The organism is Burkholderia sp. MSMB1835, from assembly GCF_001526365.1.
Classification (GTDB): Bacteria; Pseudomonadota; Gammaproteobacteria; order Burkholderiales; family Burkholderiaceae; genus Burkholderia.
Map to the genome: position 1 here is coordinate 59,026 of NZ_LOYP01000012.1, position 26,801 is coordinate 85,826.

Below are 26,801 nucleotides of genomic sequence, written 5' to 3' on the forward strand. Positions count from 1 at the left end.
GCAGTCTCGCGCGTCAGCGTTTCAGTTCGGCGACGAAGTCGTAGTAGTCGTCGCGGCAATACGTTTCGCTCATTTCGATCGCGCGCTGGTCGGCGCCGTAGCCGATCCGCGTGATCACCAGCAGGGCCGAGCCCGGCTTCACCGCCATCCATTTCGCGATCGCGTGCGTCGCGTTCGCCGCGCGAAAGTGCTGCAGCGCGCGCACGACGGTCATGCCGCGCGCCTCGAGGTATTCGTACAGCGACGCGCCGAGCACCTGCGGATCGGGCACCACCGCGGCGGGCAGCGTCGAATGCTCGACGGCCATCACGATGCCGTCCGCGCGGCGCAGCCGTTCGAGCCGCGCCACCGTCGCGCCGGGCGCGAGGCCGAGATGCGTGGTCTCGTCGCGGCTCGCGGCGCGCAGCGTGCGCGACAGCCACACCGAATCGGGCACGAAGCCGCGCTGCCGCATCTTCGCGGTGAAGCCGACGAGATGCGACAGCGGATCGGCCACACGCGGCGTGATGAAGCTGCCCGCGCCGCGCGCCCGCTTGATCAGTCCCTGCTCGACCAGCAGCGCGAGCGCCCGACGCGCGGTGATCCGCGACACGCCGACCGACACCGACAGCAGCCGCTCCGACGGCAGCGCCTCGCCGGCTCGCCACGCGCCGGCGTGGATCGCGCTCGCCAGCTTGCGGGCGAGCTGCAGATAGAGGGGCGTGTCGTCGAGGGGATCGGGCGCCAGTTCGGACCAGCCGGTTTCCATGTGCCTCCGCGTGTCGGACGACGATCTCGGACCGTCGAAAGTGAACGCATTATATAACCATCATAATACCAGTCAACGAACTGGTATTAGCGCTGCGAAAATCGCCGAAAGCCTTGCACGGCAAGCGTTTTAGTGCCGGCAAAGCCTTTGTTTACAACGCAGTGCGGGATAGGGATTTACCCGAGGTGGTATGCAAGGGGACAGTTACCGGGCGGGATTCAGACGTGCTTCGGGAGGGGATATGAGACCGGAATAGAACCAATTGAGCCAACTGGTATGCATCGCGTGGCGATGTGCCGCCGGGGCCGGCGGTTCGCATCAGGGGAGCCGTTCGAGGGCCGTGGGCGGCGGCGAAATGTCAGTGGAATTCGCGGCTCGACGTGCGCAGGCCGCCGAGCAGCGGCGTCAGATCCTCGAAATGCTGCGCGACGAGGTGCCTTACGTCGCTCACAACCTGCCACACGCCGGACGCCGCAAGCAGCCGCGAATCGAGTGTTTCGCGACGCTGCCGCGCGAGCAACTCGGGCCGGACGATCACGTTCACGCAGCCCGTTTCGTCTTCGAGCGTCATGAACATCACGCCTTTCGCGGTGCCCGGCATCTGCCGCGAGATCACGATCCCGCATGCGCGCGCGAGCCGGCCGTCCGGGCGATCGCGCAGTTCGGCCGCGGACGACAGCCGCTGCGCGCGCAGCGCCGGCCGCAGCAACGCGACGGGGTGGCGGTTCAGCGTGAGGCCGGTGGTGTCGTAATCGGCGAGGATCTCGTCGGCTTCGGACGGCGCGCCGAGCGCGGGCTTCTCGGCTTCGTCGATCGGCGCGGCCGCGAGCAAGTCGCGTTCGGGCGCCGCCGCGACGGCCTGCCACAGTGCGTCGCGGCGATGGCCGGCGAGCGTCGCGAGCGCGTTCGCGGCGGCGAGCGCCTCGAGGTCGCGCCGTTCGAGCTGCGCGCGACGGGCAAGTTCGTCGACGCTCATGAACGGGCCCGCTACGCGCGCGGCTTCGATGCGGCGCGCGGCGGCTTCGCCGAAGCCGCTCACGAGCGACAGGCCAAGCCGCACGGCCGGCTGGCCGTGCGGCGGCGGCTGGCCGGGCAGCGCTTCGAGCGATGCCTCCCAACCGCTTTGCGTCACGTCGATCGGCAGGACCTGCACGCCGTGGCGCTTTGCGTCCTGCACGAGTTGCGACGGCGGATAGAAACCCATCGGCTGGCTGTTCAGCAGCGCGGCGAGGAAGATCGCCGGTTCGTGGCATTTGAGCCAACTGCTCGCGTAGGCCAGTTTCGCGAAACTGGCCGCGTGGCTCTCGGGGAAGCCGTATTCGCCGAAGCCCTTGATCTGCTCGAAGATCTGTTCGGCGAATTCGCGCGTGTAGCCGCGGGCCAGCATGCCGTCGACGATCTTGTCGTGGTAAGGGCCAAGATCGCCGCGACGCTTCCACGCGGCCATCGCACGACGCAGCTTGTCGGCTTCGCCGGGTGTAAAGCCGGCCGCGACGATCGCGATCTGCATCACCTGTTCCTGAAAGATCGGGATGCCGAGCGTGCGTTCGAGCACTTCCTTCAGCGCGTCGCTCGGATAGGTGATCTCCCCTTTCTCCTCCCCCGCCTTGATCCTGCGCCGCTTCAGATACGGATGCACGGCGCCGCCCTGGATCGGCCCGGGGCGCACGATCGAAACCTCGATCACCAGATCGTAATAGTCGCGCGGCCGCAGGCGCGGCAACATCGACATCTGCGCGCGCGATTCGATCTGGAACACGCCGACCGTATCGGCGCGGCAGATCATGTCGTAGGTCGCTTCGTCGTCCTGCGGAATGTGCTTCAGCGTGAACGGCTTGCCGTCCTTCGCCGGGCCGCGCCACGCGGTGCGCAGGTCGAACGCGCGATGCAGTGCCGACAGCATGCCGAGCGCGAGCACGTCGACCTTCATCAGCCCGAGCGCTTCGAGATCGTCCTTGTCCCACTGGATCACGCGCCGCCCGTCCATCGCCGCGTTCTCGACCGGCACGAGCCGCGTGAGCTTGCCGCGGCTGATCACGAAGCCACCCGAGTGCTGCGACAGGTGACGCGGAAAGTTGAGCAGGCGCCCCGCCAGTTCGGCCCATGCGCGAATGATCGGCGTCGCCGGATCGAGCCCGACCGACGCGAATTGCTGCAGCAGATCGCGGCTGCCGTCGAACCAGCGATGCCCCTTCGCGACACGGTCGACCAGCATCGGATCGACGCCGAGCGCCTTGCCGGTTTCGCGCAGCACGCCGCGCGGACGATACGTCGAAACGGCGGCCGCGAGCGCCGCGCGGTCGTGTCCGTATTTCTGGTAGATGTGCTGAATCACTTCTTCCCGACGCTGGTGCTCGAAGTCGACGTCGATATCCGGCGGCTCGCCGCGCTCCACGCTGATGAAGCGCTCGAACAACATCGTGCTTTGATCCGGATTGACTTCGGTGATGCCGAGGCAATAACAGACCACCGAGTTCGCGGCCGACCCCCGCCCTTGGCACAAGATGTTCTGGCTGCGCGCGTATTTGACGATGTCGTAGACGGTCAGGAAGAACGGCTCGTATTTCAGCTTTGCGATCAGGGCAAGCTCATATCGAATCTGCTTCGCCACTTTCGCCGGCACCCCATTCCAATAGCGTCGAGCGACACCTGCCCACGTCTCCTGCTTCAGGTAACTGGTCGGTGTGTGTCCGCGCGGCACGAGTTCGAGGGGATATTCATACTTCAGATCGGCGAGTTCGAAATTGCATGCATCGAGGATCGCACACGTCTCCGCGATTTCATCCGCCGAAAACAGCTTCGCGATCCGCCCGCGCGAACGCAGATGCTGCTCCGCGTTCGGCGCCAGCGCATAGCCGCATTCCGACACCGGCATCCCGACGCGGATCGCCGTCATCACGTCCTGCAACGGCTTGCACGAGCGCCGGTGCATCGTCACGTCGCCCAGCGCGACGACGCGCACGCCGCGTCGCTCGCCGGCCTCGCGAATCTCGTCGCGCTGCACACCATCCAGCGCGCGCTGCAATTGCACGAGCCCGAGCCGCGCCCGCTCGCCGAACGTCGCGCGGAACCACGCGACCTGCGCATCGAGCACATTCGCGCGAACGGGATACGTCGGCACGAGAATCGCGAAGCAGTCGGGCATGCCGCGCAAGTGTGCGAACTCCGCCGGCGGCGCCGACAGCATGCGCGGCGTCAGCGTGTAGGTTCCCTTGGGCGCCGCCATCCGCCGCCACGAAATCAGCTCGGCAAGATTGCCGTACCCCTCGCGGTTCTGCGCGAGCAGCACGAGCCCGAACGCACCGGGGCCCGGATCGTGGCCGGGCGCGACGTCGTCCGGCGTGACGTCGAAATACGACCCGATGACGAGCGGCAATGCTTTCGCCTTCGCCGCGACATGCATGCGCGGCGCACCGGCGAGCGAGCATTCGTCGGTGATCGCGATCCCGCGATAGCCGAGTTCCGCCGCACGCTCGACCAGTTCTTCCGCATGCGACGCGCCATGCAGGAACGAAAAGTTCGAACGGCAGAACAATTCCGCGTAATCGGGCAGCCCGCCGAAATCCGCAACCATCTTCGCTCACCCGAACAGGCCGTGCAGGAACCAGTGCGGCTCGGACTCGCTTCCCGCTCGCTCCCTGAACACCCAATAGCACGCACCGGCTTCGTCCTGCGCGACGTGGTAATCGCGTGCAGCGAGCTGACCGTCGAACCACCCGGCCTCGATCCGCTCCGGCGACGACATCATCCGCAGCGGCGTATGAAATACCGGCCGCTCGCCTCGCATCAGCAACGGCAGCGGTTCGGCGAGCAGCCACGCGGGACGCGGCGGCACGGCCGGCGGCCCGCCGGCCGGCTTGCCCGCCTGCGCATCGAGCGGCAGCCAGCGGTTCGCCACCTCGGGCCGGTAATCGGCGACAGGCGCCGCGCGCAATACGTTCTCCGCGCCGAGCCGGGCGACCAGCAGTTCGAACAACCGCTCGCGGGTTTCCCGCGTCCCGCCCGGCTCCGGAAAGAGATCGTCGGCCGGCGGCGCGACCGATTCGACGCGCGTGGCCTTCAGGCGCACCGCGATCACCGCGGCCGGCAACTCGACGCGTGCGAGCCGCTCGCCGAGCAGCCGCATGAAATGCGCGTCGTCGCGCACGGGTGCGGCGAACGCGAGCTCGAGCGGCGTCGGCGGCACGGCCTGACGGCCGCGCTCGTGCTCGAGCTCGAACGTCATCGCGGCCAACGACAGCTGCCGCGCGGCCAGCCAGCCGCACAGCTGCACGACGAGCCGCCGCGCGGCGAACAGCACGGCCTCCGCGTATTCGACGCGCTCCGGCAATTCGAGCCGCACGTCGAACACGGGCGGCACCGCCATCCACGCGAGCGGCTCGACCGCTTCGCCGTACGCCCGATCGAGCGCGGCCAGCAGCGCGGGGCCGCAGCGCCGCTGCAGCCCCGCGCGCGGCAGGCGGCGCAGATCGGCGAGCGTGCGGCAGCCGAGGCCGTCGAACCAGCCCGCATACGGACGCGCATCGGGCAGCAGCACACACGGCAGCCGGTCGAGCGTACGGACGAGCGAGACCCGGCGCGCAACGCGGCGCCGGATGCGCGCTCGCGCCGACGTGCGGGCGAGCAGCCACGCGCCGCGCCCGGTCGGCGCGGCGGACAGGCGCGCCGCATAGCCGAGCGCCGCGAGCGTCGCGCGCACCTGGCGGCACAGCGACGGCAGGCCGCCGAACAGGCGCAGGCTCGGACCGACGTCGACGATCAGCGTGGCTTCGTCGTCGAGCGCGACGCACGGCGAGAAGCGCAGCAACGCGAGCGCGACCGCGCGCAGCGCATCGGCTTCGCGGGCGGGATCGCGTTCGACGAGCTGCGTGTCGGGCGCGAGCGTGAGCACGCCGCCGCGCTTCATGCCCGCACGCACGCCCTGCCGGCGCGCGGCCGCATCGGCGATCAGCACGACACCCTGCTCGAGCACCGCACTGCCGGCCTCGCCGGCCGCTGCGTCAGACGGCGGCGGGACGCACACGTCGAGCGGCAGGCGCGGCAGATGGATGCCGAGCAAGACGCGCATAGCGGCTCTCCACGATGGGCGACGGCAAATCGAGCACGAGCGGCTCGCTGCGCGCGGGCCCGCGCCGCTTGACGATGTCGAGCGACACGCCGCCCGGCACCGGATACAGCGCGACCCGCAGCACCGCGGGCGACGGCTGCCGCGCGGCCGCCAGCGGACGCAGCATCACGAACAGCGTGTCGCCGGTGCGCGCGGCCGCGAGATGCAGGCGCCGCAGCGCATCGGGGCGCGCGTCCTGCCAGAGCAGCAAGGCCCCGCAGCAGCCTGCCTTGAGCGCCTGCTCGGCCGCCCACAGCGCATCCGTGCGGCTGCCGGCACGCAGCCACAGCAGCGCGTCGGGCGGCACGCCAAGACCGGCGAGTGCGCTTGCATGCGGCACCTGCGGCGGCGCGACGAGCGCGAGCGGCCGCCGTGCGCTGACGGTGCGCGCGAGCGCGGGCGCGAGCAAGCGCATCTCGCCGCAGCCCGGCTGCGCGGCCAGCAGCTCGACGAGCCCGCCGACCGGCCAGCCGCCGCCCGGCAGCTCGGCGGACAGCGGCGCGAAGCCCGTGTCGATCGTGCGCAGACCGCCGCGCGCGAGCTGCGAGCCGCGCCACAGCGACGGATGAAGGGATTCGGGGGACAGGGATGAGGCGGACATCATGCGGCTCGATGCTGTATGGATATACAGTATAGAGGATCGCAACGGGCGCTGTCAGGCCTCAACAAAAAGGGACATGCAGATCGTCGGAAGGCCCGGGAGGGCCGGAATGCACGCGTCCGCTGCTGCGGAATCGAAGGCCGTGCCGACGCGACGGAACGGCCGTATTCCGCATACGAAAACGGACCGCTCGACCGACGCCAAACCTGCGCGCCGGCCGGGCGGCCCGGGCAGCCGTCCGGTCGATCAGCCCGGCTCAGCCCGAATCAGCCGGGATCCGGCGAAAGCAGCCGGGAACACCCGAGAGACCAGCCAAAACAGCCGAAAGCAACCCCATTCACCCCAGCAGCAACGCGTCGTCGTCGAGCTGCTCGTGCCGCACCTTCTCGAACATCTGCAGCAGGTCCGGCACGTCGAGCCCCTTGCGCTGGTCGCCCGACACGTCGAGCACGACCTGCCCCTGGTGCAGCATCACCGTGCGGTCGCCGTAATCGAGCGCCTGCCGCATGCTGTGCGTGACCATCATCGTCGTCAGCTTGCTCTCGGCGACGATGCGCGCGGTCAGCTCCAGCACGAACGCGGCCGTCTTCGGGTCGAGCGCGGCCGTGTGCTCGTCGAGCAGCAGGATGCGCGACGGCCGCAGCGACGCCATCAGCAGGCTCACGGCCTGCCGCTGGCCGCCCGACAGCAGCCCGATCCGGTCGGTCAGCCGGTTTTCCAGCCCGAGGTTCAGGAGCCGCAGCTTGTCGCGGAACAGCTCGCGCGACGGGCGATCGAGCGCGGCCCGGAAACCGCGCCGCACGCCGCGCGCCATCGCGAGCGCCATGTTCTCCTCGATCGTCAGCGCCTCGCAGGTGCCGGCCATCGGATCCTGGAACACGCGCGCGACGAGGTGCGCGCGGTCCCACGCGGCCTGGCGCGTCACATCCGCGCCGTCGATCGCGATGCGCCCCGCATCGACGCGCTGATCGCCGCTGACCGCATTGAGGAAGGTCGACTTGCCGGCGCCGTTCGAGCCGATCACCGCGACGAACTGGCCGTCGGGAATCTCGAGCGACAGCCCGCGCAGCGCGCGCGTCTCGATCGGCGTGCCGGGATTGAACGTGAGTTTCAGGTCTTGTGCGGACAGCATGTCATGTCCCTCCGTTCTTGCGCGCGAACAGCTTCTTGCGCGTCGCCGGCAGCACCAGCGCGATCGTGACGAGCGCGGCCGTCACGAGATTCAGGTCCTGCGCCTTCAGGCCGATGAATTCGCTGTTCAGCGCGAGCGCGATGAAGAAGCGGTAGACGATCGCGCCGAGCACGACGGCGAGCGTCGTCAGCACCAGCCGGCGTGCGGGCAGCAGCGTCTCGCCGATGATCACCGCGGCCAGCCCGATCACGATCGTGCCGATCCCCATCGAGATGTCCGAGCCGCCCTGCGTCTGCGCGAACAACGCGCCCGCGAGCGCGACGAGCGCGTTCGACAGCGCCATCCCGGCGAGCGTCGCGCGACCGGTCGCGATGCCTTGCGCACGCGCCATCCGCGGATTCGCGCCGGTCGCGCGCATCGCGAGGCCGAGCTGCGACGAGAAGAACCAGTCGAGGCCGAGCTTCGCGACCACGACGACGATCGCGAGCAGCGCCGGGCGCAGCACGTAGTCGGGCATCCAGTCGGGCTGCAGCACGGTGAACAGCGTCGGCTCGGTGATCAGCGGCACGTTCGGCCGGCCCATGATCCGCAGGTTCACCGAGTAGAGCGCGATCATCATCAGGATACTGGCGAGCAGATCCATGATCTTCAGGCGCACGTTCAGCCAGCCGGTGACGAAGCCGGCCAGCGCGCCCGCGACGATCGCGAGCAGCGTCGCGGAAAACGGGTCGTAGCCGGCCGAGATCAGCGTCGCGGCGACGGCGCCGCCGAGCGGAAAGCTGCCGTCGACCGTGAGGTCGGGGAAGTTGAGGATGCGAAACGAGATCAGCACCCCGAGGGCGACGAGGCTGAAGATCAGGCCGATCTCCAGTGCGCCCAGAAACGAGAACAGAGACATGATGGGGAAATCCTGTTGCTTCCCGGCCGGACGTGTACGGCCGGGCGAAGCGAACGGGCGGCCCGGGTGGGAGCCGCCCGTCCGGCGATGTCGTCGAGGCCCGGATCGGGCCTGCCAGCGCGGCGCTCGGGCCGCGGGCTTACTTGATGACCGTCTTCGCTTCCTTCACGAGATCCGGCGCCAGCGTGACGCCCTGCTTCGCGGCCGCGCCCGTATTGACGAACAGTTCGAGGTTGCTGCTCGTCTCCGACGCGATCACGCCCGGCTTCTCGCCCTTCAGGATGCGCGCGACGACCTTGCCGGTCTGCCGGCCCAGATCGCCGTAATTGATGCCGAGCGCCGCGATGCCGCCGCGCTTCACGCTGTCGGTGTCGCCGGCGACGAGCGGAATCTTCGCTTCGTTCGCGACCTTCACCAGCGCTTCGTACGCGGACACGACGTTGTTGTCGGTATTCGTGTAGATCACGTCGACCTTGCCGATCAGGCTCTTCGCGGCCGGGCCGATGTCGACGGTGCGCGGTGCGGCCGCTTCCTTCAGCGCCATTCCCTGCTTCGCGAGGAGCTCCTTGAGCTCCTTCACGACGACGACCGAATTCGCCTCGCCCGGGTTGTAGACCATGCCGACCGTCTTCGCATTCGGCACGACGCGCTTGATCAGCGCGACCTGGCGGTCGAGCGGCAGCTTGTCGGATACGCCCGTCACGTTGGTACCCGACGGCCCCCAGCCCTTCACGAGTTGCGCGGCGACCGGATCGGTCACGCCCGAGTAGACGACCGGCACGCTCTTCGTCGCCGCGACGACCGACTGCGCGGCCGGTGTCGCGATCGCGACGATCACGTCGGGCTTGTCGCCGACGAACTTGCGCGCGATCTGCGCGGCCGTGCCCGTGTTGCCCTGGGCGCTCTGGTATTCCCACTTGAGCTTGTCGTCGCCGTAACCTTGCGCCTTCAGTTCGGCGCGCACGCCGTCGCGGATCGCATCGAGCGCCGGATGGTCGACGATCGACAGGACCTTGACCGTCTGCGCGTGCGCGACGCCGGCCAGCGCGAGTGCGGCGACGCCGGCCGTGATCGAACGGAGCGCGAAAGTCTTGAAACGATTCATGGGTGAGTCTCCCCCGTATTGTGTCGGTTCTGGATGATGGATTCCCGCCGCCGTCGGGCGGGCGCCCGCCGCACGTGCGAGACGCGGGCGATCGGCCCGCGCACGCTCCGGGAAAGCGCGCGGCGGCGAACGCACGAGGATACCATTTCCGCAGACCACCGCCTGACTCCGCGCTTTCGCGCAAGCGGCCGATGCGCGCCGCCGCCGCGCCCCCATGAAATGCCTGGGAAGCCCGGCTGGCGGCGCTCCGCGCCGGTCCCGGCGCAACGCGCCAGCCGCGCTCGCGGCTTTACGTTATGCTGTCCGCCGACCCGATCCACACCATCGGAGGGGACATGAAACGAACGATTCGCGCGATCGCCTTCGCGGCCTTCGCCGCCGTCACGCAGGCGCTGCCAGGCGCGGCATTCGCGCTGACCGACGGCAGCGCGCAATACGACGACTGCATGCTCAATGCGCTGCGCGAAAGCCGCAACGGCGCCGCCGCGCAGTTGATCCAGCGCTCGTGCGACGCGCTGTACCGCAACAACGCGATGCTGCTGCCGCGCGAGCGGCGCTATCACGAGTGCGTCGTGCAGTCGCTGCCCGGCGTGCGCGACAACTACGCGATCCAGCAGATCATGGCGATCTGCTCGCGGCGCGGCGAGATGTAGGGCAGGCGCGCGCCTGCCGCGCCAATGAAAAAAGGGCCTGCGCGATGCAGGCCCTTTTCGTTCAGCGGTCCGACCGGTGAGCGGCGTTCAGAACGACGCGACCATCGAGCCCTTGAACTGCTTCTTGATGAATTCCTTCACTTCCGGCGACTGGTACGCCTTGACCAGCTTCTTCACCCACGGCTGATCCTTGTCCTTCGCGCGCACGGCGATCAGGTTCGCGTACGGGCTCGTCAGCGATTCGAGCGCGATCGCGTCCTTGGTCGGCTGCAGGTTCGCGGCGAGCGCGTAGTTCGTGTTGATCACGGCCGCGTCGACGTCCGACAGCACGCGCGGCAGTTGCGCGGCGTCGAGTTCGGAGATCTTCAGCTTCTTCGGGTTCTCGGCGATGTCGAGCACCGTCGCGTTGTTGCCGCCCGTGCCGGCGCCCGACTTCAGCTTGATCACGCCTTGCGTCTGCAGCAGCAGCAGCGCGCGGTTTTCGTTCGACGGATCGTTCGGCACCGCGAGCTTCGCGCCCTGCGGCAGATCCTTCAGCGACTTGAACTTCTTCGAGTACACGCCGATCGGCGAGATGTAGGTCAGGCCCGCGCTGACGAGCTTGTAGCCGCGCTGCTTCACCTGACTGTCGAGGTAGGGCTGGTGCTGGAAGCTGTTCGCGTCGAGGTCGCCCGAGTCGAGCGCCGCGTTCGGCTGCACGTAGTCGTTGAACTCGATGACCTTCACGTTCAGGCCTTCCTTCTCTTTCGCGACCTTCTGCACGACTTGCCACACTTCCGAATCCGGGCCGGCGACCGTGCCGACCTTGATCACCTTGTCGTCGGCGTGCGCGCCTGCCGACAGCGTCAGCGCGGCACCGGTGGCCAGCACGGAAAATACCTTCAGGAGACTGCGACGCTTCATCTGTTTCTCGCTTGCTTGCTTACTTGAAATGGGGCGCGATACGGGTATGCCCCGACTCGCAGGAAGGGCCAAATGGTGTCACAGGATCGGCGGGAAGTGAAATACATCCCGCTCATATGGGTATGCACCCGCGCCGTGCGGGCGGCCGACGCACGACTCGGCCGTTAGTTGCAGTTTTTCTTGGCGCATCGGTCCATCGACGCATCGGCCCATCGGCCGACACGCGTCACGCGTCACGCCGCCACCGTCTCGTCGGCGGCCTTCGCGCCGAAGGCCGGTTCGGCCGCCCGCGCGCCGGCCCCGCGCGGGGCCGGGCCGCCGGTATTGCCGACCCGGAATGCGCCGACCGCATCGCGCAGCCGCGCGGCCTGTTCCTGCAGCGACGCGGCCGCCGCCGCGGCTTCCTCGACCAGCGCCGCGTTCTGCTGGGTCACCTGGTCCATCTGCGTGACCGCGCGCCCGACCTGCGTGATGCCGCTCGCCTGCTCCTCGGATGCCGCCGCGATCTCGCCCATGATGTCGGTCACGCGCGCGACCGCCTGCAGGATCTCGCCCATCGTCGTACCGGCCTGGCCGACCAGCGTCGAGCCGTTGCGCACGCGCTCGACCGAATCGACGATCAGCGCGCGGATCTCCTTCGCGGCCGTCGCGCTGCGCTGCGCGAGCGAGCGCACCTCGCCCGCGACCACCGCGAAGCCGCGCCCCTGCTCGCCTGCACGCGCGGCCTCGACCGCCGCGTTCAGCGCGAGGATGTTGGTCTGGAACGCGATGCCCTCGATCACGCCGATGATGTCGGCGATCTTGCGCGAGCTGTCGTCGATCTCGCCCATCGTGCCGATCACGCGGTTCACGACGTCGCTGCCCGTGCGCGCGATGTCCGACGCATTGTTCGCGAGCCCGCTCGCCTGCCGCGCGTTGTCGGCGTTCTGCTTCACCGTCGCGGTCAGTTGCTCCATGCTCGCGGCCGTTTCCTCGAGCGACGCGGCCTGCTCCTCGGTGCGCTGCGACAGGTCGTCGTTGCCGGCCGAGATCTGGCGGCTCGCCGACGCGATCGCTTCGGCCGACTGGCGAATCCCGCCGATCGTCGCCTGCAGCCGCGCCTGCATGTCGTGCATCGCGGCCATCATGCTCGTGCGGTCGCCCGCGCGCACCGGTACCGGCTGCGTCAGGTCGCCCTGCGCGATGCGCGTCGCGAGCGCGGCCGCCTCGTCAGGCTCGCCGCCGAGGCTGCCGCGCACGTTGCGGATGATCACCAGCATCGCCGCGCTGATCACGAGGCCGATCACGAACACCACGGCCAGATGGCCGAGCAGCGTCCGGTAGTAGACGGTGTCGATGTCCTTCAGGAACACGCCGCTCGAGATGTTCCAGTCCCATGGCGCGAACCGCGTGACGTAGCTGATCTTCGGCACGGCCGTCTCGCTGTGCGGCAGCCGCCCGCGATATTCGGCGAAGCCGCTGCCGGTCGCCTTCGCCGCGTTCAGGATCGTCACGAACAGCGGCTTGCCGTCCGGATCGAGATAGTCGCCGACCTGCGTGTCGACGAGCTTCGGCAGCGTCGGATGCATCAGCACGACCGGCTTCGAATCCATCACGAACACGTAGCCCGAATCGCCGTAGCGCATCGCGGCGAGACGCGCGAGCGCGTCGCGCTTCGCGTCGGCCTCGGGCAGCGTGCCGTTCTGCACGAGCGCGTGATAGGCCTTCACGATGCCCGCCGCCGAATCGACGAGATTCGCGATGCCGGCCTTGCGTTCGGCGAGCATCGTCGCGCGCGTCTCGTAGGCGCTCCATGCGCCGACGCCCAGGAGACCGATCCATACCAGCGCAAGCGCGAGCCACAGCTTGCGGTTCAAACTCATTCTGCTCATCTGCGTGCCTCTGTCGATGTCGAAGCATCCGACGCGCGAACGGCCTGCCGCGCGCAAACGGTTGCTCTTTCATTTACGGCAGCGAGGCTTACATCTTGAATACGCGCGGCCGCGGCGAACCGGCGATCGACAGGCACGGCGCCCGTCGCGAGGCCGCGCCGGCGCGACAGCCCGCGTCCGCTGTGCTAAAAAGACCGGCCGGCCAGTGCGCGAAGCGCCGGCATCCTTCCAGGGCCATCCATGTACGTCATCGACATCCACTACACCGCGTCGCTCGAGCGCATCGACGACGCGCTCGAACGCCACCGCGCGTACCTGCAGCCGCAGTTCGACAAGGGCATCTTCATCGCGGCGGGGCCGAAGGTGCCGCGCGAAGGCGGCGTGATCCTCGCGGCCCGCATCGATCGCGACGCGCTCGACACGATCCTCGAGACCGACCCGTTCGTCACCGAGGGGCTCGCCACGTATCGCGTGACGGAATTCCGGATCACGCGCGCCGCCTCCGGCTTCAACGTGCCGGCGCTGCCGTAACGCGACGTCGGCGCCATGCGCGCGCATGCCGACGCGCCGCCCGGCGGGCAGCGCGTCGGCATGCGCACCACGATGAGAGGGGGAAAACGCGACGGCGCAGGACGGCCGTCACGCGACACGCCGGGCCGCTCGCCCGGCGGCGGCCGGTCAGTCGACCAGCAGCTTCAGGTCGTGGACCCATGGGGCCGGGCCCTGGCCGTCGCGCACGAACAGGCGCAGCTTGCCGTCGCGGTCGAACACGTAGCTCGCGGCCGTGTGATCCATCGTGTAGCTGCCGGGCGTCTTGCCGGGCACCTTCGCGTAGTACACGCGGAAATCCTTCGTGACCTTCTTGAGCTGCGCTTCGTCGGCCGGCCGCAGGCCGATGAACGACGGATCGAACGCGGGCACGTACTGGCCGAGCAGCGCCGGCGTGTCGCGCTCCGGATCGACGGTGACGAACAGCACCTGCACGCGTTTCGCGGCATCCGGCCCGAGCTGCTTCAGCGCTTCGGACAATTCGGCCATCGTGGTCGGGCACACGTCCGGGCAATGCGTATAGCCGAAGAACATCACGACCGCACGGCCCTTGAAGTCGGCGAGCGTGCGAACCTTGCCGGTCGTATCGGGCAGCGAGAAGTCGCTGCCGAACTGCGTGTTGCCGGTGATGTCGAGATTCTGGAATTTCGGCGCGTTGTCGCATCCGGCGAGCAGCAGCGCTGCCGTGAATGCGCACGCGAGCATCCAGCCTTGGCGCGCGCGGCGCCCGAACCGTGATGGGAGCATTGCGTTCAAACCGTGCGGTTACACGCCGAGCAGCGGGCGTGCATAGTGATCGACGAGCAGCGCCGCGAACAGCAGCGACAGATAGACGATCGAGTAGCGGAAGGCCTTGCGGGCGAGTTCGTCCGAATAGTCGCGATGGATCTTCCACGCATACGCGAGAAACACCGCGCCGAGCAGCACCGCGCTCGTCAGGTAGACGGCTCCGCTCATCCCGGAAATGAACGGCATCAGCGTGACCGCGAACAGGATCACCGTATACAGCAGGATGTGCAGGCGCGTGAACTGCTCGCCGTGCGTGACGGGCAGCATCGGCAGCCCGGCGTTCTCGTAATCCTTGCGGCGATAGAGCGCGAGCACCCAGAAATGCGGCGGCGTCCAGACGAAGATGATCAGCACGAGGATCCACGCGTCGCCCGGCACCGCGCCGGTGACCGCCGCCCAGCCGAGCGCCGGCGGCATCGCGCCCGACGCGCCGCCGATCACGATGTTCTGCGGCGTCATCGGCTTGAGCAGCAGCGTGTAGATCACCGCGTAGCCGACGAACGTCGCGATCGTCAGCCACATCGTCAGCGGGTTCGTGAACGTATAGAGCGTCCATGCGCCGACGCTGCCGAGCACGGCCGAGAACAGCAGGATCTGCGGCGGCGTGATCTCGCCGCGCGCGGACGGGCGCCACGCGGTGCGGCGCATCATCGCGTCGATCTTCTGCTCGACGAGGCAGTTGATCGCGAACGCGGCGCCGGCCAGCAGCCAGATGCCGACGGTGCCGCCGATCAGCACATGCCACGGCACCATGCCCGGCGTCGCGAGGAACATGCCGATCACCGCGCAGAACACCGCGAGCTGCGTGACACGCGGCTTCGTCAGCGCCATGTACTGGGAAAAGCGGCTACCGGGCGATTGGGAGAGGGTGCTTTGCATGGGGGCGGTCACGCCGGGGCGGCGTCGCGCGCAGGCTGCGCGACACGGCCGGGGCGGCTTGAAAGGATGCGAAAGTTTAACATGACGACGAGCAGCAGCAGGATCGCGGCGCCGCCGTTGTGCGCGACCGCGACCGGCAGGGGCCACTGCAGCACGATGTTGGTCAGGCCCGTCACGAACTGCAGCAGGACGACCAGCAGCACGCCGTTCGCGGGCCGCCGCAGCGATGCGAAGCGGCGCATCTTCAGCGCGAACGCGACCAGATACGCGACCACGACGAACGCGAACGTGCGGTGCGTCCAGTGGATCGCGACCAGCGCGTCCTGCGTGATCGCGTCGCCGTCCTTCGTCATCCCGAGCGCGCGCCACAGGTGGAAGCCGTGCTGGAAATCCATCGGCGGAATCCACTGGCCGTTGCAGGTCGGGAAGTCGGTGCACGCGAGTACCGCGTAGTTGGTGCTGACCCAGCCGCCGAGCGCGATCTGCACGACCAGCAGCACGAGCGCCGAGAGCGCGGCCGCCCGGTAACGCCCGGCCTCCGGGTCATGCGACGGCAGCGGCGTCTGCCGCGCCGCGAGCCAGCCGAGCGTGCCGAGCAGCGTGAGGCCGAGCAGCAGGTGGATCGTGACGATCACCGGCTGCAGCTTCATCGTGACCGTCCACGCGCCGAACGCACCCTGCACGAGAATCAGCAGCAGCAGGCTCGTCGGCCACCACGGCGACACGTGCAGCGGGCGGCGGCGCAGCCGCGCGGCCCACGCGATCGCCACCTGCGCGATGATCAGCACGCCGATCGCCATCGCGAAATAGCGGTGGATCATCTCGATCCACGCCTTCGTCATGCTGACCGGCCCGGTCGGCATCGCCTGGTGCGCGGCCGTGATCGCCGCGTGCGCGATGAACGGCGACGACGTGCCGTAGCAGCCGGGCCAGTCGGGGCAGCCGAGCCCCGAATCGGTCAGCCGCGTGAAGCCGCCGAACATCACGAGGTCGAGGGTCAGGAACGTGGTGATCCACACGAGCTTGCGGAACTTGTCGTCGTCGGCCTTCACCCACACGTACGACAGCGGCAGCAGCGCGATGCACAGGCCGATCAGGCCGAGTTGCAGTAGATACGACATCGGAATGGTGCCTCGTTCTCTCGCCTCAACCGATGCTCGACCACTTCAGCAGCTTCGTCACGTCCGACTTGATCTTGCTGGGATTCGGGTCTTTCGGGAAACGCATCATCAGGTTGCCGTTCGGGTCGACCATGTAGATGTGGTCGGTGTCCTTCGTGCCGGCATCGGCCGGCAGCCACGCGGCCACCGCGGCCGGATCCGCGACGAGCCGGCGCGTGTCCGGATACGCGTCCAGCACCTTTTGCGGCGTCGCGCCCGCATCGCTGCGCAGCCACACCATCGTGATCCGGTGCCGCTCGCCCGCCTGCGTGACGCGGATCTGGCGCATGAAATACAGCTTGCGCGCGCAGGCGTCGTCGCACGCGCTGCGGTCGGTCATCACGAACAGCCAGACACCGCGCAGCGACGACAGCGGTACCGTCTTGCCGGTTTCGTCGGTGACCTGCAGATCCGCCGGGATCGGGCGCTGCGGCTCGATCAGCGTGCCGTAATTCGTCGATCCACCCTTCGGCTTGATCACGTAATAGGTGAAATACGACGCGATCATCGGTGCGGCGCACACGAGACCCAGCAGCACGAGCATCCACCGGCCGCGCTTGCGGGCCGCGGGCGACATCGGCGCTGCGGCCGGACCTTGACGGGAAGATTGCATGGACAAATCAGACCTCTCGAAACGAACCCGCGGCGCCGGCGCCGCGTCCTGGCATGACGCTCACGCGCCGGTCGACTTCTTCGCCGCACGCCGCGCGGCGTACAGGCCGAAGCCGAGCGCGGCCGCCGCCATCGCCCACCACTGAAACATATAACCGTAATTGCGCTCGACGCCGGTCGTCGCCGCCGGCCAGTCGCGCACGAGCTTGTCGCCGTCGTCGCTCGTCTGCTGGATCACGAACGGCTGCAGCGGCAGCCCGGTTTCCTTTGCGTACGCGGCGACATCGAGGTTCTGCCGGATCTTCTGGTGCGCGGCCGATCCGCCTTCGCCGAGTTCGAACGCGCGCGACGCATCGGCGCGCGCGATGCCGACGATCTCGACCTCGCCCGCCGGCGTCGCGAACGGCTCGATCGCCGTGCGATCGGCGATGTTGCGCGGCAGCCAGCCGCGGTTCACGAGCACGACGCCGCCGCCCGTGAGTTTAAACGGCATCACGACGTAAAAACCCGGCTGGTCGTTATACGGCCGATTGTCGAGGAACACCGCTTGCTCGGGCATGAACCGGCCTTTCGCCCGCACGCGGTGAAACTCGATCGACGCGAGCGAAACCGGCTGCGCGCCGAGATCGACCGGCGCCGCCTGCTCGTAGCGCGCGATGCTCGCCTGCAGCGCCTCCTTCTGGTGCGCGCGGTCGCGTTGCCAGAAACCGAGACGGATCGTGACGGCGACGACGACGAGGATCAGCAGCGCAGGCAGCCAGCGAATCTTCATCGTGCGGCCCGCCCGGCACGTGCGCGAAAGCGAAGTGCGATAATTATCCTCTTCCTTTCGAATTGCCGTCGTCCGGTTCGTGTCATGCACATACTCGTTCCCATCGCCTTCGTCCTCATCATTGCCAGCATGGGCTCGGCGCTCTACTTCATGATGCACGACCGCGGCCATACGAAGCGCATGGTCTGGTCGCTCGCCACCCGCGTCGGGTTGTCGGTGTCGCTGTTCCTGTTCATCCTGTTCGCGAACTGGATGGGCTGGATCCATTCGACCGGCCTGCCGATCGGACGTTGATGCCGTTGCCGCGCCGGCTGCCGCGACCGCTGTGACATTTCGCCGCACGGCCGCGCCACCAAGCAAAAGCGCCGCCTGACTGAGTCGCGGCGGCGCCGGGGCGGTGTCGGCCGCGGCTTCGCCGCCGCGCCCGCACACCAATGAAAACGGCCCGCGCATTGCTGCGCGGGCCGTTTTTCCATTTACAGCCAGTAGACGACGACGTACAGGCCGAGCCAGACGACGTCGACGAAGTGCCAGTACCACGCGGCGCCTTCGAACGCGAAGTGATGATCGGGCTTGAAGTGGCCGCGGATCATCCGCACCAGCACCACCGCGAGCATCGTGCCGCCGAGGAACACGTGGAAGCCGTGGAAGCCGGTCAGCAGGAAGAACGTCGAACCGTACACGCCCGAGTTCAGCGTCAGGTTCAGTTCGTTGTACGCGTGGTAGTACTCGAAGCCCTGCAGGAACAGGAAGCAGATCCCGAACACGAGCGTCGCGGCCAGCCATGCAATCGCCTTCTTGCGATGATCGTCGCGCAGCGCGTGGTGCGAGATCGTCAGCGTCACGCCCGACGACAGCAGCAGCGCGGTGTTCAGCGTCGGGATCGGCCACGGGCCCATCGTCTTGAAGTGACCGGCGAGCGCGGCGGGGCCTTCGTTCGGCCACACGGCGGAGAAGTCCGGCCAGATCAGCTTGTAGTCGAGGCTGCCGAGCTGGTGCAGCGCGATTTCACGCGCATAGAACAGCGCGCCGAAGAACGCGCCGAAGAACATGACTTCGGAGAAGATGAACCAGCTCATGCTCCAGCGGTACGACTTGTCGACGTTCTTGCCGTAATGACCGCCTTCCGATTCGGCGATCGCGTCGCCGAACCAGTGATACAGCGTGAAGAGCAACCACAGCAGGCCGAGCAGCGCCGTAAACGGCGCCCAGTCGTGACCGTTGATCCACAGCGCTACCGACCCGAGCATGACCAGCAGGCCGATGGCCGCGCTGATCGGATGCTGCGACGGATGCGGCACGAAATAGTACGGGGTCTGGTTTTGACCGCTCATGCTTGATTCTCCACTTCAGTCCAATTTGTGTACCGGAAACCGCTCCGGCTTTATTTCTTGCGCGGCGAGACCGCCGCCGCTCTTTCCTGCACACCGCGCCGTGGCGCCGCGCACTGCATTCTTTCGTGGCCGCTAGCCGCGCGCCGCTCGCCGCGCGCCTCAGCCCACGACGGCACGCACGATCAGGATCAGCACGCCGATGAACACGCCGGCCGCGATCAACGCGACGATCAGCACGTGCAGCGGATTGAGCTGCGTCGCATCGGCCTCCAGGTCGCGCCGCTTGCGCACCCCGAAGAACGACCACAGCACCGCTCTCAGCGCCTGTCCGAACGTCCCGCTCCGCTTGATCTCCGTCATCGCCCCGCCTCCGTCTTCATGCGTCCGGCTTCGCCGCACCCTGCGCCGCCGCCGTGCTGCGCTGCGCCGGTGCCGGCGTGGCCGGGGTATTCAGCTCGAAGAACGTGTACGACAGCGTGATCGTCTTCACGTCCTTCGGCAATTTCGGGTCGATCACGAACACCACCGGCATCTTGCGCGACTCGTTCGCGGTCAGCGTCTGCTGCGTGAAGCAAAAGCACTCGATCTTCTTGAAGAACTCCGTCGCCTGCTTCGGCGCGTAGCTCGGAATCGCCTGCGCGACGACCGGCCGGCCCTGCCCGTTCGTCACGTCGTACACGATCGTCGTCAGTTCGCCCGGATGCACGTCGAGGCTGTTGTGCTCCGGCTTGAACCCGAGCGGCCCGCGTGCGTTCGCATCGAACTCGACCGACACCGTGCGGCTATAGTCGACCTGCGAGTTCTTCACCTCGCGCTCGCTGACATCGCGCTGCACCAGGTTGTTGATACCGGTGATCTGGCAGATCGCCCGATACATCGGGATCAGCGCGAAGCCGAAACCGAACATCAGCCCGGCCACGACGAAGAGCTTCACCAGCATCGAACGATTGAACGCACGATCCACGGCGCCCTCTTCCGGCTTCGACATACGACGACTTCCTCGCTACTGCGTCAATTACTGCATCAGTGGGTGGACAGCCACCACTGCTTGATCACGACACCCACAAAAAAAACGGCGGCGATGACGAGCAGGGTGAGGCCGAGCCGCTTGTTGCCCGCGCGGATCTGCTCGGGCGTTCGTCTTTCTTGTGGATTCCGGGTCATCTGCAACTTCGCTGAAACTTCGCTGATCCATCGATTCGGCGCCCGCCGCGCCTGCCTGCGCGGCAGGCAGCGGCGGAACGCCGGGTGACGCTTATTCGACGTGCGGCGGTTGCTCGAACGTGTGGAAGGGAGCCGGGCTCGGCACCGTCCACTCGAGGCCGGTCGCGCCGTCCCACGGCTTGTCCGACGCCTTTTCCAGCTCGCCGCCGCCACGGTAGGCCGGCAGCGCGACCGCGAACAGGAAGTACACCTGCGCGAGGCCGAAGCCGAATGCGCCGATCGTCGCCACCTGGTTGAAGTCCGTGAACTGCGCCGGGTAGTCCGCATAGCGGCGCGGCATGCCCGCGAGACCGACGAAGTGCATCGGGAAGAACGTCAGGTTGAAGAAGATCATCGACGCCCAGAAGTGGATCTTGCCGCGCGTCTCGTTGTACATCCAGCCCGTCCACTTCGGCGCCCAGTAGTACCAGCCCGAGAACAGCGCGAACAGCGAGCCGGCCACCAGCACGTAGTGGAAGTGCGCGACCACGAAGTAGGTGCCGTGATACTGGATGTCGAGCGGCGCCATCGCGAGCATCAGGCCCGTCAGGCCGCCGAACGTGAACACGAACAGGAAGCCGATCGCGAACAGCATCGGCGTTTCGAACGTCATCGAGCCGCGCCACATCGTCGCGAGCCAGTTGAACACCTTCACGCCCGTCGGCACCGCGATCAGCATCGTCGCGTACATGAAGAACAGCTGGCCGGTGACCGGCATGCCCGTGGCGAACATGTGGTGCGCCCAGACCATGAACGACAGGATCGCGATCGACGCCGTCGCGTACACCATCGAGCTGTAGCCGAACAGCGTCTTGCGCGCGAACGCCGGGATCACCTGCGACACGATCCCGAACGCCGGCAGAATCATGATGTACACCTCGGGGTGGCCGAAGAACCAGAAGATGTGCTGGTACATCACCGGGTCGCCGCCGCCTGCCGCGTTGAAGAACGACGTGCCGAAGTGGCGGTCGAACAGCACCATCGTGATCGCGCCCGCCAGCACCGGCATCACGGCGATCAGCAGGTACGCGGTGATCAGCCACGTCCACGCGAACATCGGCATCTTCATCAGCGTCATGCCCGGTGCGCGCATGTTCAGGATCGTCACGACGATGTTGATCCCGCCCATGATCGACGACGCGCCCATGATGTGGACCGCGAAGATCGCGAAGTCCATGCCCGGGCCCATCTGCGTCGACAGCGGTGCGTACAGCGTCCAGCCGGCGGCCGTCGCGCCGCCCGGCGCGAAGAACGAACCGACCAGCAGCACGGCCGCGACCGGCAGCAGCCAGAAGCTGAAGTTGTTCATCCGCGCGAACGCCATGTCGGATGCGCCGATCTGCAGCGGAATCATCCAGTTCGCGAAGCCGACGAAGGCCGGCATGATCGCGCCGAACACCATGATCAGGCCGTGCATCGTCGTGAGTTCGTTGAAGAACTCCGGACGCATGATCTGCAGGCCCGGCTCGAACAGCTCGGCACGGATGCCGAGCGCCATCACGCCGCCCGACAGGAACATGATGAACGAGAACAGCAGGTACAGCGTACCGATGTCCTTGTGGTTGGTGGCGAACAGCCAGCGACGCCAGCCGTGCGGGGCTTCGTGCGCGTGGTCGTCGTGCGCGTGGTCCGCGGCTACGTCGTGCCCGATGCTAGACATGAGAATCTCCTAATGCGAATACGTCGACTAACTCAGCGACACGTCAAGCCGCCGGGCCGATCTCGACACGCCGGGCTTCTTTCGCGTCAGCCCCGCCCGTGATCGTTTCCGGCTTTTTGAGAATGATGTGGTCTTCCGCCACGCCTGCTGCCTTCAGCGCATCGCGCACGGCCTGGGCCCGATGCTTCGCCAGTTCGGCGTTCGCGTCGGCCGAGCCGGTCTTGTCGGTGAAGCCCGACAGCGCGAGCTTCGCGTCCGGATGCGCCTTCGCATAGTCGGCCGCGGCGGCGATCGCCGCCTTCGCGTCGGCCGGCAGCACGCTCTTGCCCGTCTCGAAGTAGATCGTCGACAGCGCGGCCGATGCCGTTGCCGCCGGCTGCTCGGCGCCCGACGCGGCTTGCGCCGGTGCCGAAGCCGCTTCTGCCGGTGCCGCGCCCGCGGTGTCTTCCGGCATCTTGCCGTTGCGTGCGTCAGCCACTTGCTTCGGCTGCAGCAGGTCGTTCTTGTGGTTGCCCCACGAGTTGCGTTCGTACGTGACGACCGAAGCGATGTCGAGGTCCGACAGCGATGCCCACGACGGCATCGCGCCCTTGCCGTGCAGCACGCGCTCGACGTGGGCCGCGATCGGGCCGTTCACGATCGGGCTGCCGTCCATCGCCGGGAACGCGCCGAGGCCCTTGCCGTTCACCTGGTGGCAGGCCGCGCAGTTCGCCTTGTAGACTTCCTCGCCGTGCGCGACGAGTTCGGCCATCGTGTAGACCTTGTTCGGATCGACCGCCGCGCTGGCGAGCTTCGCCTTCTGCGCGGTGACCCACTTCGCGTAGTCGTCGTCCGACAGGACTTCGACGACGACCGGCATGTACGCGTGTTCCTTGCCGCACAGCTCGGTACAGAAACCGCGGAACGTGCCGACCTTGTCGGCCTTGAACCAGGTGTCGCGCACGAAGCCGGGGATCGCATCCTGCTTCACGCCGAACGCGGGCACGTACCACGAGTGGACGACGTCGTTCGCGGTCGTGATGATGCGGATCTTCTTGTTGACCGGCACGACGAGCGGATTGTCGACTTCCTGCAGATAGGTGTCGGTGATCGGCTTCTTGCCCATCACTTCGTCGCGCGGGGTGGTCAGCGTCGACAGGAAGCCGATGCCCTCGCCCGGGCCCTTCACGTAGTCGTAGCCCCACTTCCACTGGTAGCCGGTGACCTTGATCGTGAGATCGGCGTTCGTCGTGTCCTTCATCGCGACGACGGCCTTCGTCGCCGGCAGCGCCATCAGCACGACGATGACGAACGGCACGATCGTCCAGATGATCTCGACGGTCGTGCTTTCATGGAAATTGGCGGCCTTGTGGCCCTTGGATTTGCGGTGCGCGAAGATCGAATAGAACATCACGCCGAACACGCCGACGAAGATCACCGTACACAGGATCAGCATCATCGTGTGGAGATCGTAGAGCTCCTCGGCGATTTTCGTGACCGGCGGCTGAAAGTTGATCTCGTTGACACGGGGGCCGCCCGGGCTATCACCGACCGCCAGGGCCGCACCGGCAAAGAGCAATCCGCTGCATGCCAGCACGCCCGCGAGGGCTCGCTTGATTGTTTTCATAGCATCCTTACCCAAAATTTCCATTCAAACCCTCCCCCGTCGCAAGCCGCCGGCCCGTTCCGGCCGATGGCTGCGCCTCGTCAGCCGCAGCGCCTGAGCGACACGCGCAGTTCGTCGGCGAACTGCGCACGCTTGTACTGCGCGAGATGCTGCCCGATTACGACGGTCTGCCCGCGCGACACCAGCCGAATCGGATCGCGTGGCGTCGCACCCGGCTCGACCCGCACCCAGCGCGGGTTGAATTCGATCTGCGTGAGCCGCTCCGCATCCATCCGCTCGATCACGAGCCGGTGCGGAAACAGCCTGATGCGCTCGTAATCGACCGCATGGCGAGCGTAGATCGCAAATGCGACACCCACCGCCAGCAACTCGATGCCGGTGAAGGGCATGACGAGCCAGGCCCCTCTCCACATCAGCAACGCCGCGATCGCCAGCGAGAAGCCCGCGAGCGACGCGTAAAACAGCACGAACTGGCGTGGCGACACCGAACAGTTGCGTTTCATGAGCCAATCTTCGAGGATCGGTTCGCTGTCCGCCGTCTCCGCCAAAACCCTCGCTGCTTCCATCGCCGCCTCACGCGAATGGCATGCGATGCATGCCTGCATCGGACTCGTCGCCCCGTATTGCGGGGACCCCGGGACGACAAGCTGACGCATTATAGGCGGGTTCAATGGCATCCACAAGCAAGCGCCTATCGCCCGCCAAGCCAAGCGCGACAAGCTTTCCGGCCGTTTTAGCCGCCAATTCGACCCCGCTTTGCGCCGCTAATTTCAGACATAACAAAACCCCTCTTTACCGCTTTACCGATTCTTCGGACGCCCCTTGCCGATGTCCTCGATGCGCACGATCCCATGCCCTTCCGCGGTCGTGCGCGGCACGGCCTTCCATGCGTGGCCGTAGATCACCTCGAAGGTCAGCGCAATCGTGCCGTCCTCGCGCCGGCGCGCGTCCAGCGCATCGCCGAGCGCCGCGCGAAAGCGCCGCATCGCGTGCCGCGGCGCCGTGCGCTCGAACGGATAGGCGCCCCAGCGGCGCACGTCGGCCAGCAGGGAATCGGCGGATTTGTAGGTGACGGTCAGCACTTCCTGGTCCATCACGGGAATCTCGAAGCCGCTCTCGACGAGCATGTCGCCGAGGTCGTGCATGTCGACGAAATCGATCACGCGCGCGGCGGGCGGCGCGATGCCGAGCGCCGCTTCGGCGTCCGCGCAGGCCGCGCGCAGCTCGCGCAGCGTGTCGGGGCCGAGCGTGCTGAACATCAGGAGCCCGTTCACGCGCAGCACGCGCTGCCATTCGGGGAAGACGGTATCGGGACGCGAATGCCAGTGGAGCGCGAGATTCGACCAGATCAGGTCGAACGCGCCGCCCGGGAACGGCAGCGCGGCGAAGTCGGCCTGCGCGACGCGCGGGCCGCGCTGGCCCAGCGCCCGGCCGAGCGACGCCGGCAGCCAGCGGCGCCAGGTGGTCTGCTCGACTTCGCGCCGGCCGGCCCGCGCGAGCATCGCGCCGGACAGGTCCACGCCGAACACCGGCGCTTCCGGAAAGCGCGCGCGCAGCGCCGGGAGATCGTCGCCCGGGCCGCAGCCCGCATCCAGCACGGCCGCGGGGCTCACCTTGATGTATTCGAGGCGCTCGTTCATCCGCTGCGCGATCTCGCGCGGCAGGAACGCAACCGCATCGAACGTGGCGGCACGGCGGTCGAAGATCCGCCGCAGGCGCCTGGCGTCATTGGCCGGACGGCCGGTTGAAGTCGAAGCTGGGGACATGTCGGGCACACTGGCGAAGAGCCCGAAGTATACTCGCTCGCCTCGCAAGCTTCATTGAGGCGGCATGCTAGGAGTGTTGCGATGGTCCGCGGTTCCGCCGAACGCTCGGTGCGCGTCGTTTTGTCGCACGCCAGAACATGGGGCGCGCGCGTTGCCGCGGTCGCGTTGCCGAACCGGTGCGCGCTATGCGGCAATTTGTCACACGCCGTGATTTGCGTCGCCTGCGATGCCGCGTACTGGAATGAAGCGCGGCTGCGCTGCGACGTCTGCGCGCTGCCGCTCGGCGTCGGGCACGTGCGATCGCCCGGCGGCCGTCGCCCCGGCGCCGGCCGAGCGGCCGCGTACCGGTGCGACGCGTGCCGCACCGCGCCGCCGCCGTTCGACGCAACGCTCGCGCTCGCCGATTACCGTGCGCCGCTCGACGGGCTTGCGCGCGGCCTGAAGTTTCATGCGCGGCTCGCGCTCGGCGGCGAATTCGCGGCCCGGCTCGCACGGCTGGTCGACGATACGCGCGATGCGCGCGGCTTCGGCCTCGTCGCGCCCGTGCCGCTGTCGCACCGGCGGCTCGTCGCGCGCGGCTACAACCAGGCGTGGGCGATCGCGCGTCCGCTCGCGCGCAGGCTCGGCGTGCAAGCGGACGCGGCCTTGCTCGCGCGCGTCGCCGACACCGCGCCGCAGTCGCGGCTCGACCGGCACGCACGACGCGACAACGTGATGGCGGCTTTCGCGGTGGCCGGCGGCGTCGCCGGTCGCCACATCGCGCTCGTCGACGACGTGATGACGTCCGGCGCGACGCTCGCGGCGGCCGCGCAGGCGCTGAAGGCGGCGGGCGCCGCGCGCGTGACGAATCTGGTTGCGCTGCGCACCGCCAGGGATTAATTAGATAGAGAAGCCGGCCGCCCGCGTGCGGCCGTCACGAACCGGCCGGCCGGATGCACGCGCGCGCTGCGCCGCTCCGGCCGCCCCAGCCCAATCGAAACATGTTCAACGTCGTTCTCGTCGCCCCCGAAATTCCGCCGAATACCGGCAACGTGATCCGCCTGTGCGCGAACACCGGCGCGCACCTGCACCTGATCGAGCCGCTCGGCTTTCCGCTCGACGACGCGCGGATGCGCCGCGCCGGCCTCGACTATCACGAGTATGCGCAGATGCGCGTGCATCGCGACTGGGACGCATTCGTCGCCGCCGAAGCGCCCGAGCCCACGCGGATGTTCGCGTTCACGACGCGCGGCTCGGGCCGCTTCCACGATCGTGCGTTCCTGCCCGGCGACTGGTTCGTGTTCGGCTCCGAAACGCGCGGCCTGCCCGCCGAGCTGCTCGAGCGCTTTCCGAACGAACAGCGCGTGCGCCTGCCGATGCGGCCGGACAACCGCAGCCTGAACCTGTCGAACACGGTCGCGGTGGTCGTGTTCGAGGCCTGGCGTCAGGCCGGCTTCGAAGGCGGTGCCTGACG

27 protein-coding genes are annotated in these 26,801 nt (G+C 67.8%); 5 read left to right on the forward strand and 22 right to left on the reverse strand.

Translation table 11 applies throughout. From position 1 onward, the window contains the following. Nucleotides 1–13: 13 nt before the first annotated feature. The 7 genes from WS96_RS05725 to WS96_RS05755 all read right to left on the reverse strand — a co-directional run bounded on the left by WS96_RS05725 (nucleotide 14) and on the right by WS96_RS05755 (nucleotide 9,591). Nucleotides 14–748 (reverse strand): GntR family transcriptional regulator, encoded by a 735-nt coding sequence (locus WS96_RS05725; protein ID WP_059831153.1) that lies wholly within the window; start codon nucleotides 746–748, stop codon nucleotides 14–16. Nucleotides 749–1,106: 358 nt separating this feature from the next. Further along, nucleotides 1,107–4,322 carry an error-prone DNA polymerase gene (locus WS96_RS05730; protein WP_059831156.1) on the reverse strand — a complete coding sequence of 1,072 codons (3,216 nt, stop codon included), beginning with the start codon at nucleotides 4,320–4,322 and terminating at the stop codon, nucleotides 1,107–1,109. A gap of 6 nt (nucleotides 4,323–4,328) precedes the next feature. Continuing rightward, nucleotides 4,329–5,816 (reverse strand): Y-family DNA polymerase, encoded by a 1,488-nt coding sequence (locus tag WS96_RS05735; protein ID WP_059831157.1) that lies wholly within the window; start codon nucleotides 5,814–5,816, stop codon nucleotides 4,329–4,331. After that, entirely contained in the window at nucleotides 5,749–6,456 is a 708-nt protein-coding gene (gene imuA / locus WS96_RS05740; RefSeq protein ID WP_059831226.1) for a translesion DNA synthesis-associated protein ImuA, read from the reverse strand. The genes WS96_RS05735 and imuA overlap by 68 nt, the downstream gene beginning before the upstream one ends. 337 nt (nucleotides 6,457–6,793) lie before the next feature. After that, nucleotides 6,794–7,588, reverse strand: coding sequence for an ABC transporter ATP-binding protein (locus tag WS96_RS05745; protein WP_059831159.1), 795 nt, complete (start codon nucleotides 7,586–7,588; stop codon nucleotides 6,794–6,796). Nucleotide 7,589: 1 nt separating this feature from the next. Next, nucleotides 7,590–8,486 carry an ABC transporter permease gene (locus WS96_RS05750; RefSeq protein ID WP_059831161.1) on the reverse strand — a complete coding sequence of 299 codons (897 nt, stop codon included), beginning with the start codon at nucleotides 8,484–8,486 and terminating at the stop codon, nucleotides 7,590–7,592. A gap of 139 nt (nucleotides 8,487–8,625) precedes the next feature. Further along, nucleotides 8,626–9,591: an ABC transporter substrate-binding protein gene (locus tag WS96_RS05755; protein ID WP_059831163.1), complete on the reverse strand. Its 966-nt coding sequence runs from the start codon at nucleotides 9,589–9,591 to the stop codon at nucleotides 8,626–8,628. Between the two features lie 335 nt (nucleotides 9,592–9,926). On the opposite strand from WS96_RS05755, the gene WS96_RS05760 reads away from it, so the two are divergent. Continuing rightward, nucleotides 9,927–10,244, forward strand: a complete 318-nt coding sequence (locus tag WS96_RS05760; RefSeq protein WP_059781438.1) for a VF_A0006 family four-cysteine protein — start codon at nucleotides 9,927–9,929, stop codon at nucleotides 10,242–10,244. Nucleotides 10,245–10,331: 87 nt separating this feature from the next. Here the strand turns inward: WS96_RS05760 and WS96_RS05765 are convergent, their stop codons facing one another. Together WS96_RS05765 and WS96_RS05770 are read right to left on the reverse strand one after the other, a co-directional pair. Then, nucleotides 10,332–11,147 (reverse strand): MetQ/NlpA family ABC transporter substrate-binding protein, encoded by an 816-nt coding sequence (locus WS96_RS05765; protein WP_059831165.1) that lies wholly within the window; start codon nucleotides 11,145–11,147, stop codon nucleotides 10,332–10,334. A gap of 233 nt (nucleotides 11,148–11,380) precedes the next feature. Further along, complete coding sequence (locus tag WS96_RS05770; RefSeq protein WP_059831166.1) at nucleotides 11,381–13,018, reverse strand: methyl-accepting chemotaxis protein; 1,638 nt, start codon at nucleotides 13,016–13,018, stop codon at nucleotides 11,381–11,383. Nucleotides 13,019–13,258: 240 nt separating this feature from the next. Here WS96_RS05770 and WS96_RS05775 point away from each other — a divergent pair, with 240 nt between their 5' ends. Next, nucleotides 13,259–13,549 carry a YciI family protein gene (locus WS96_RS05775; protein ID WP_059831168.1) on the forward strand — a complete coding sequence of 97 codons (291 nt, stop codon included), beginning with the start codon at nucleotides 13,259–13,261 and terminating at the stop codon, nucleotides 13,547–13,549. A gap of 147 nt (nucleotides 13,550–13,696) precedes the next feature. Here the strand turns inward: WS96_RS05775 and WS96_RS05780 are convergent, their stop codons facing one another. From WS96_RS05780 to WS96_RS05800, 5 genes are read right to left on the reverse strand one after another with little or no spacing between them, the layout of a single operon-like run. Then, nucleotides 13,697–14,314: an SCO family protein gene (locus WS96_RS05780; protein WP_034208447.1), complete on the reverse strand. Its 618-nt coding sequence runs from the start codon at nucleotides 14,312–14,314 to the stop codon at nucleotides 13,697–13,699. A gap of 18 nt (nucleotides 14,315–14,332) precedes the next feature. Continuing rightward, nucleotides 14,333–15,235, reverse strand: coding sequence for a heme o synthase (cyoE, locus tag WS96_RS05785; RefSeq protein ID WP_059831170.1), 903 nt, complete (start codon nucleotides 15,233–15,235; stop codon nucleotides 14,333–14,335). A gap of 8 nt (nucleotides 15,236–15,243) precedes the next feature. Then, complete coding sequence (locus WS96_RS05790) at nucleotides 15,244–16,356, reverse strand: COX15/CtaA family protein (RefSeq protein WP_059831172.1); 1,113 nt, start codon at nucleotides 16,354–16,356, stop codon at nucleotides 15,244–15,246. A 25-nt stretch (nucleotides 16,357–16,381) separates the two neighbouring features. Beyond that, the gene (locus WS96_RS05795) at nucleotides 16,382–17,008 is read right to left on the reverse strand and encodes an SCO family protein (protein WP_059831174.1); all 627 of its coding nucleotides are present in this window, start codon (nucleotides 17,006–17,008) and stop codon (nucleotides 16,382–16,384) included. A gap of 60 nt (nucleotides 17,009–17,068) precedes the next feature. Continuing rightward, nucleotides 17,069–17,779 carry an SURF1 family protein gene (locus tag WS96_RS05800; protein ID WP_059831176.1) on the reverse strand — a complete coding sequence of 237 codons (711 nt, stop codon included), beginning with the start codon at nucleotides 17,777–17,779 and terminating at the stop codon, nucleotides 17,069–17,071. Nucleotides 17,780–17,863: 84 nt separating this feature from the next. On the opposite strand from WS96_RS05800, the gene WS96_RS05805 reads away from it, so the two are divergent. Then, complete coding sequence (locus WS96_RS05805) at nucleotides 17,864–18,073, forward strand: twin transmembrane helix small protein (protein WP_006752055.1); 210 nt, start codon at nucleotides 17,864–17,866, stop codon at nucleotides 18,071–18,073. A 182-nt stretch (nucleotides 18,074–18,255) separates the two neighbouring features. Here the strand turns inward: WS96_RS05805 and WS96_RS05810 are convergent, their stop codons facing one another. The 8 genes from WS96_RS05810 to WS96_RS05840 all read right to left on the reverse strand — a co-directional run bounded on the left by WS96_RS05810 (nucleotide 18,256) and on the right by WS96_RS05840 (nucleotide 25,348). Further along, nucleotides 18,256–19,113 (reverse strand): cytochrome c oxidase subunit 3, encoded by an 858-nt coding sequence (locus WS96_RS05810; protein WP_034208451.1) that lies wholly within the window; start codon nucleotides 19,111–19,113, stop codon nucleotides 18,256–18,258. A gap of 159 nt (nucleotides 19,114–19,272) precedes the next feature. Then, nucleotides 19,273–19,473: a DUF2970 domain-containing protein gene (locus WS96_RS05815; protein ID WP_034208452.1), complete on the reverse strand. Its 201-nt coding sequence runs from the start codon at nucleotides 19,471–19,473 to the stop codon at nucleotides 19,273–19,275. A gap of 16 nt (nucleotides 19,474–19,489) precedes the next feature. Beyond that, nucleotides 19,490–20,101: a cytochrome c oxidase assembly protein gene (locus WS96_RS05820; protein ID WP_034208453.1), complete on the reverse strand. Its 612-nt coding sequence runs from the start codon at nucleotides 20,099–20,101 to the stop codon at nucleotides 19,490–19,492. A 35-nt stretch (nucleotides 20,102–20,136) separates the two neighbouring features. Then, complete coding sequence (locus tag WS96_RS34000; protein ID WP_006486385.1) at nucleotides 20,137–20,277, reverse strand: cytochrome oxidase small assembly protein; 141 nt, start codon at nucleotides 20,275–20,277, stop codon at nucleotides 20,137–20,139. Nucleotides 20,278–20,368: 91 nt separating this feature from the next. Further along, nucleotides 20,369–21,976 (reverse strand): cytochrome c oxidase subunit I, encoded by a 1,608-nt coding sequence (gene ctaD, locus WS96_RS05825; protein WP_006477731.1) that lies wholly within the window; start codon nucleotides 21,974–21,976, stop codon nucleotides 20,369–20,371. A 43-nt stretch (nucleotides 21,977–22,019) separates the two neighbouring features. Next, a complete protein-coding gene (coxB, locus tag WS96_RS05830) occupies nucleotides 22,020–23,606 on the reverse strand; it encodes a cytochrome c oxidase subunit II (protein ID WP_059831178.1) in 1,587 nt (528 codons plus the stop codon). Nucleotides 23,607–23,662: 56 nt separating this feature from the next. Further along, nucleotides 23,663–24,187 (reverse strand): DUF2244 domain-containing protein, encoded by a 525-nt coding sequence (locus tag WS96_RS05835; RefSeq protein ID WP_052100358.1) that lies wholly within the window; start codon nucleotides 24,185–24,187, stop codon nucleotides 23,663–23,665. 195 nt (nucleotides 24,188–24,382) lie between these two features. Beyond that, nucleotides 24,383–25,348 (reverse strand): methyltransferase domain-containing protein, encoded by a 966-nt coding sequence (locus WS96_RS05840; protein WP_059831180.1) that lies wholly within the window; start codon nucleotides 25,346–25,348, stop codon nucleotides 24,383–24,385. A gap of 81 nt (nucleotides 25,349–25,429) precedes the next feature. Here WS96_RS05840 and WS96_RS05845 point away from each other — a divergent pair, with 81 nt between their 5' ends. Both WS96_RS05845 and trmL read left to right on the forward strand, forming a co-directional pair. After that, nucleotides 25,430–26,227 carry a phosphoribosyltransferase family protein gene (locus tag WS96_RS05845; protein ID WP_059831182.1) on the forward strand — a complete coding sequence of 266 codons (798 nt, stop codon included), beginning with the start codon at nucleotides 25,430–25,432 and terminating at the stop codon, nucleotides 26,225–26,227. A 101-nt stretch (nucleotides 26,228–26,328) separates the two neighbouring features. Further along, nucleotides 26,329–26,799: a tRNA (uridine(34)/cytosine(34)/5-carboxymethylaminomethyluridine(34)-2'-O)-methyltransferase TrmL gene (gene trmL, locus WS96_RS05850; protein ID WP_059831184.1), complete on the forward strand. Its 471-nt coding sequence runs from the start codon at nucleotides 26,329–26,331 to the stop codon at nucleotides 26,797–26,799. Nucleotides 26,800–26,801 lie beyond the last annotated feature (2 nt).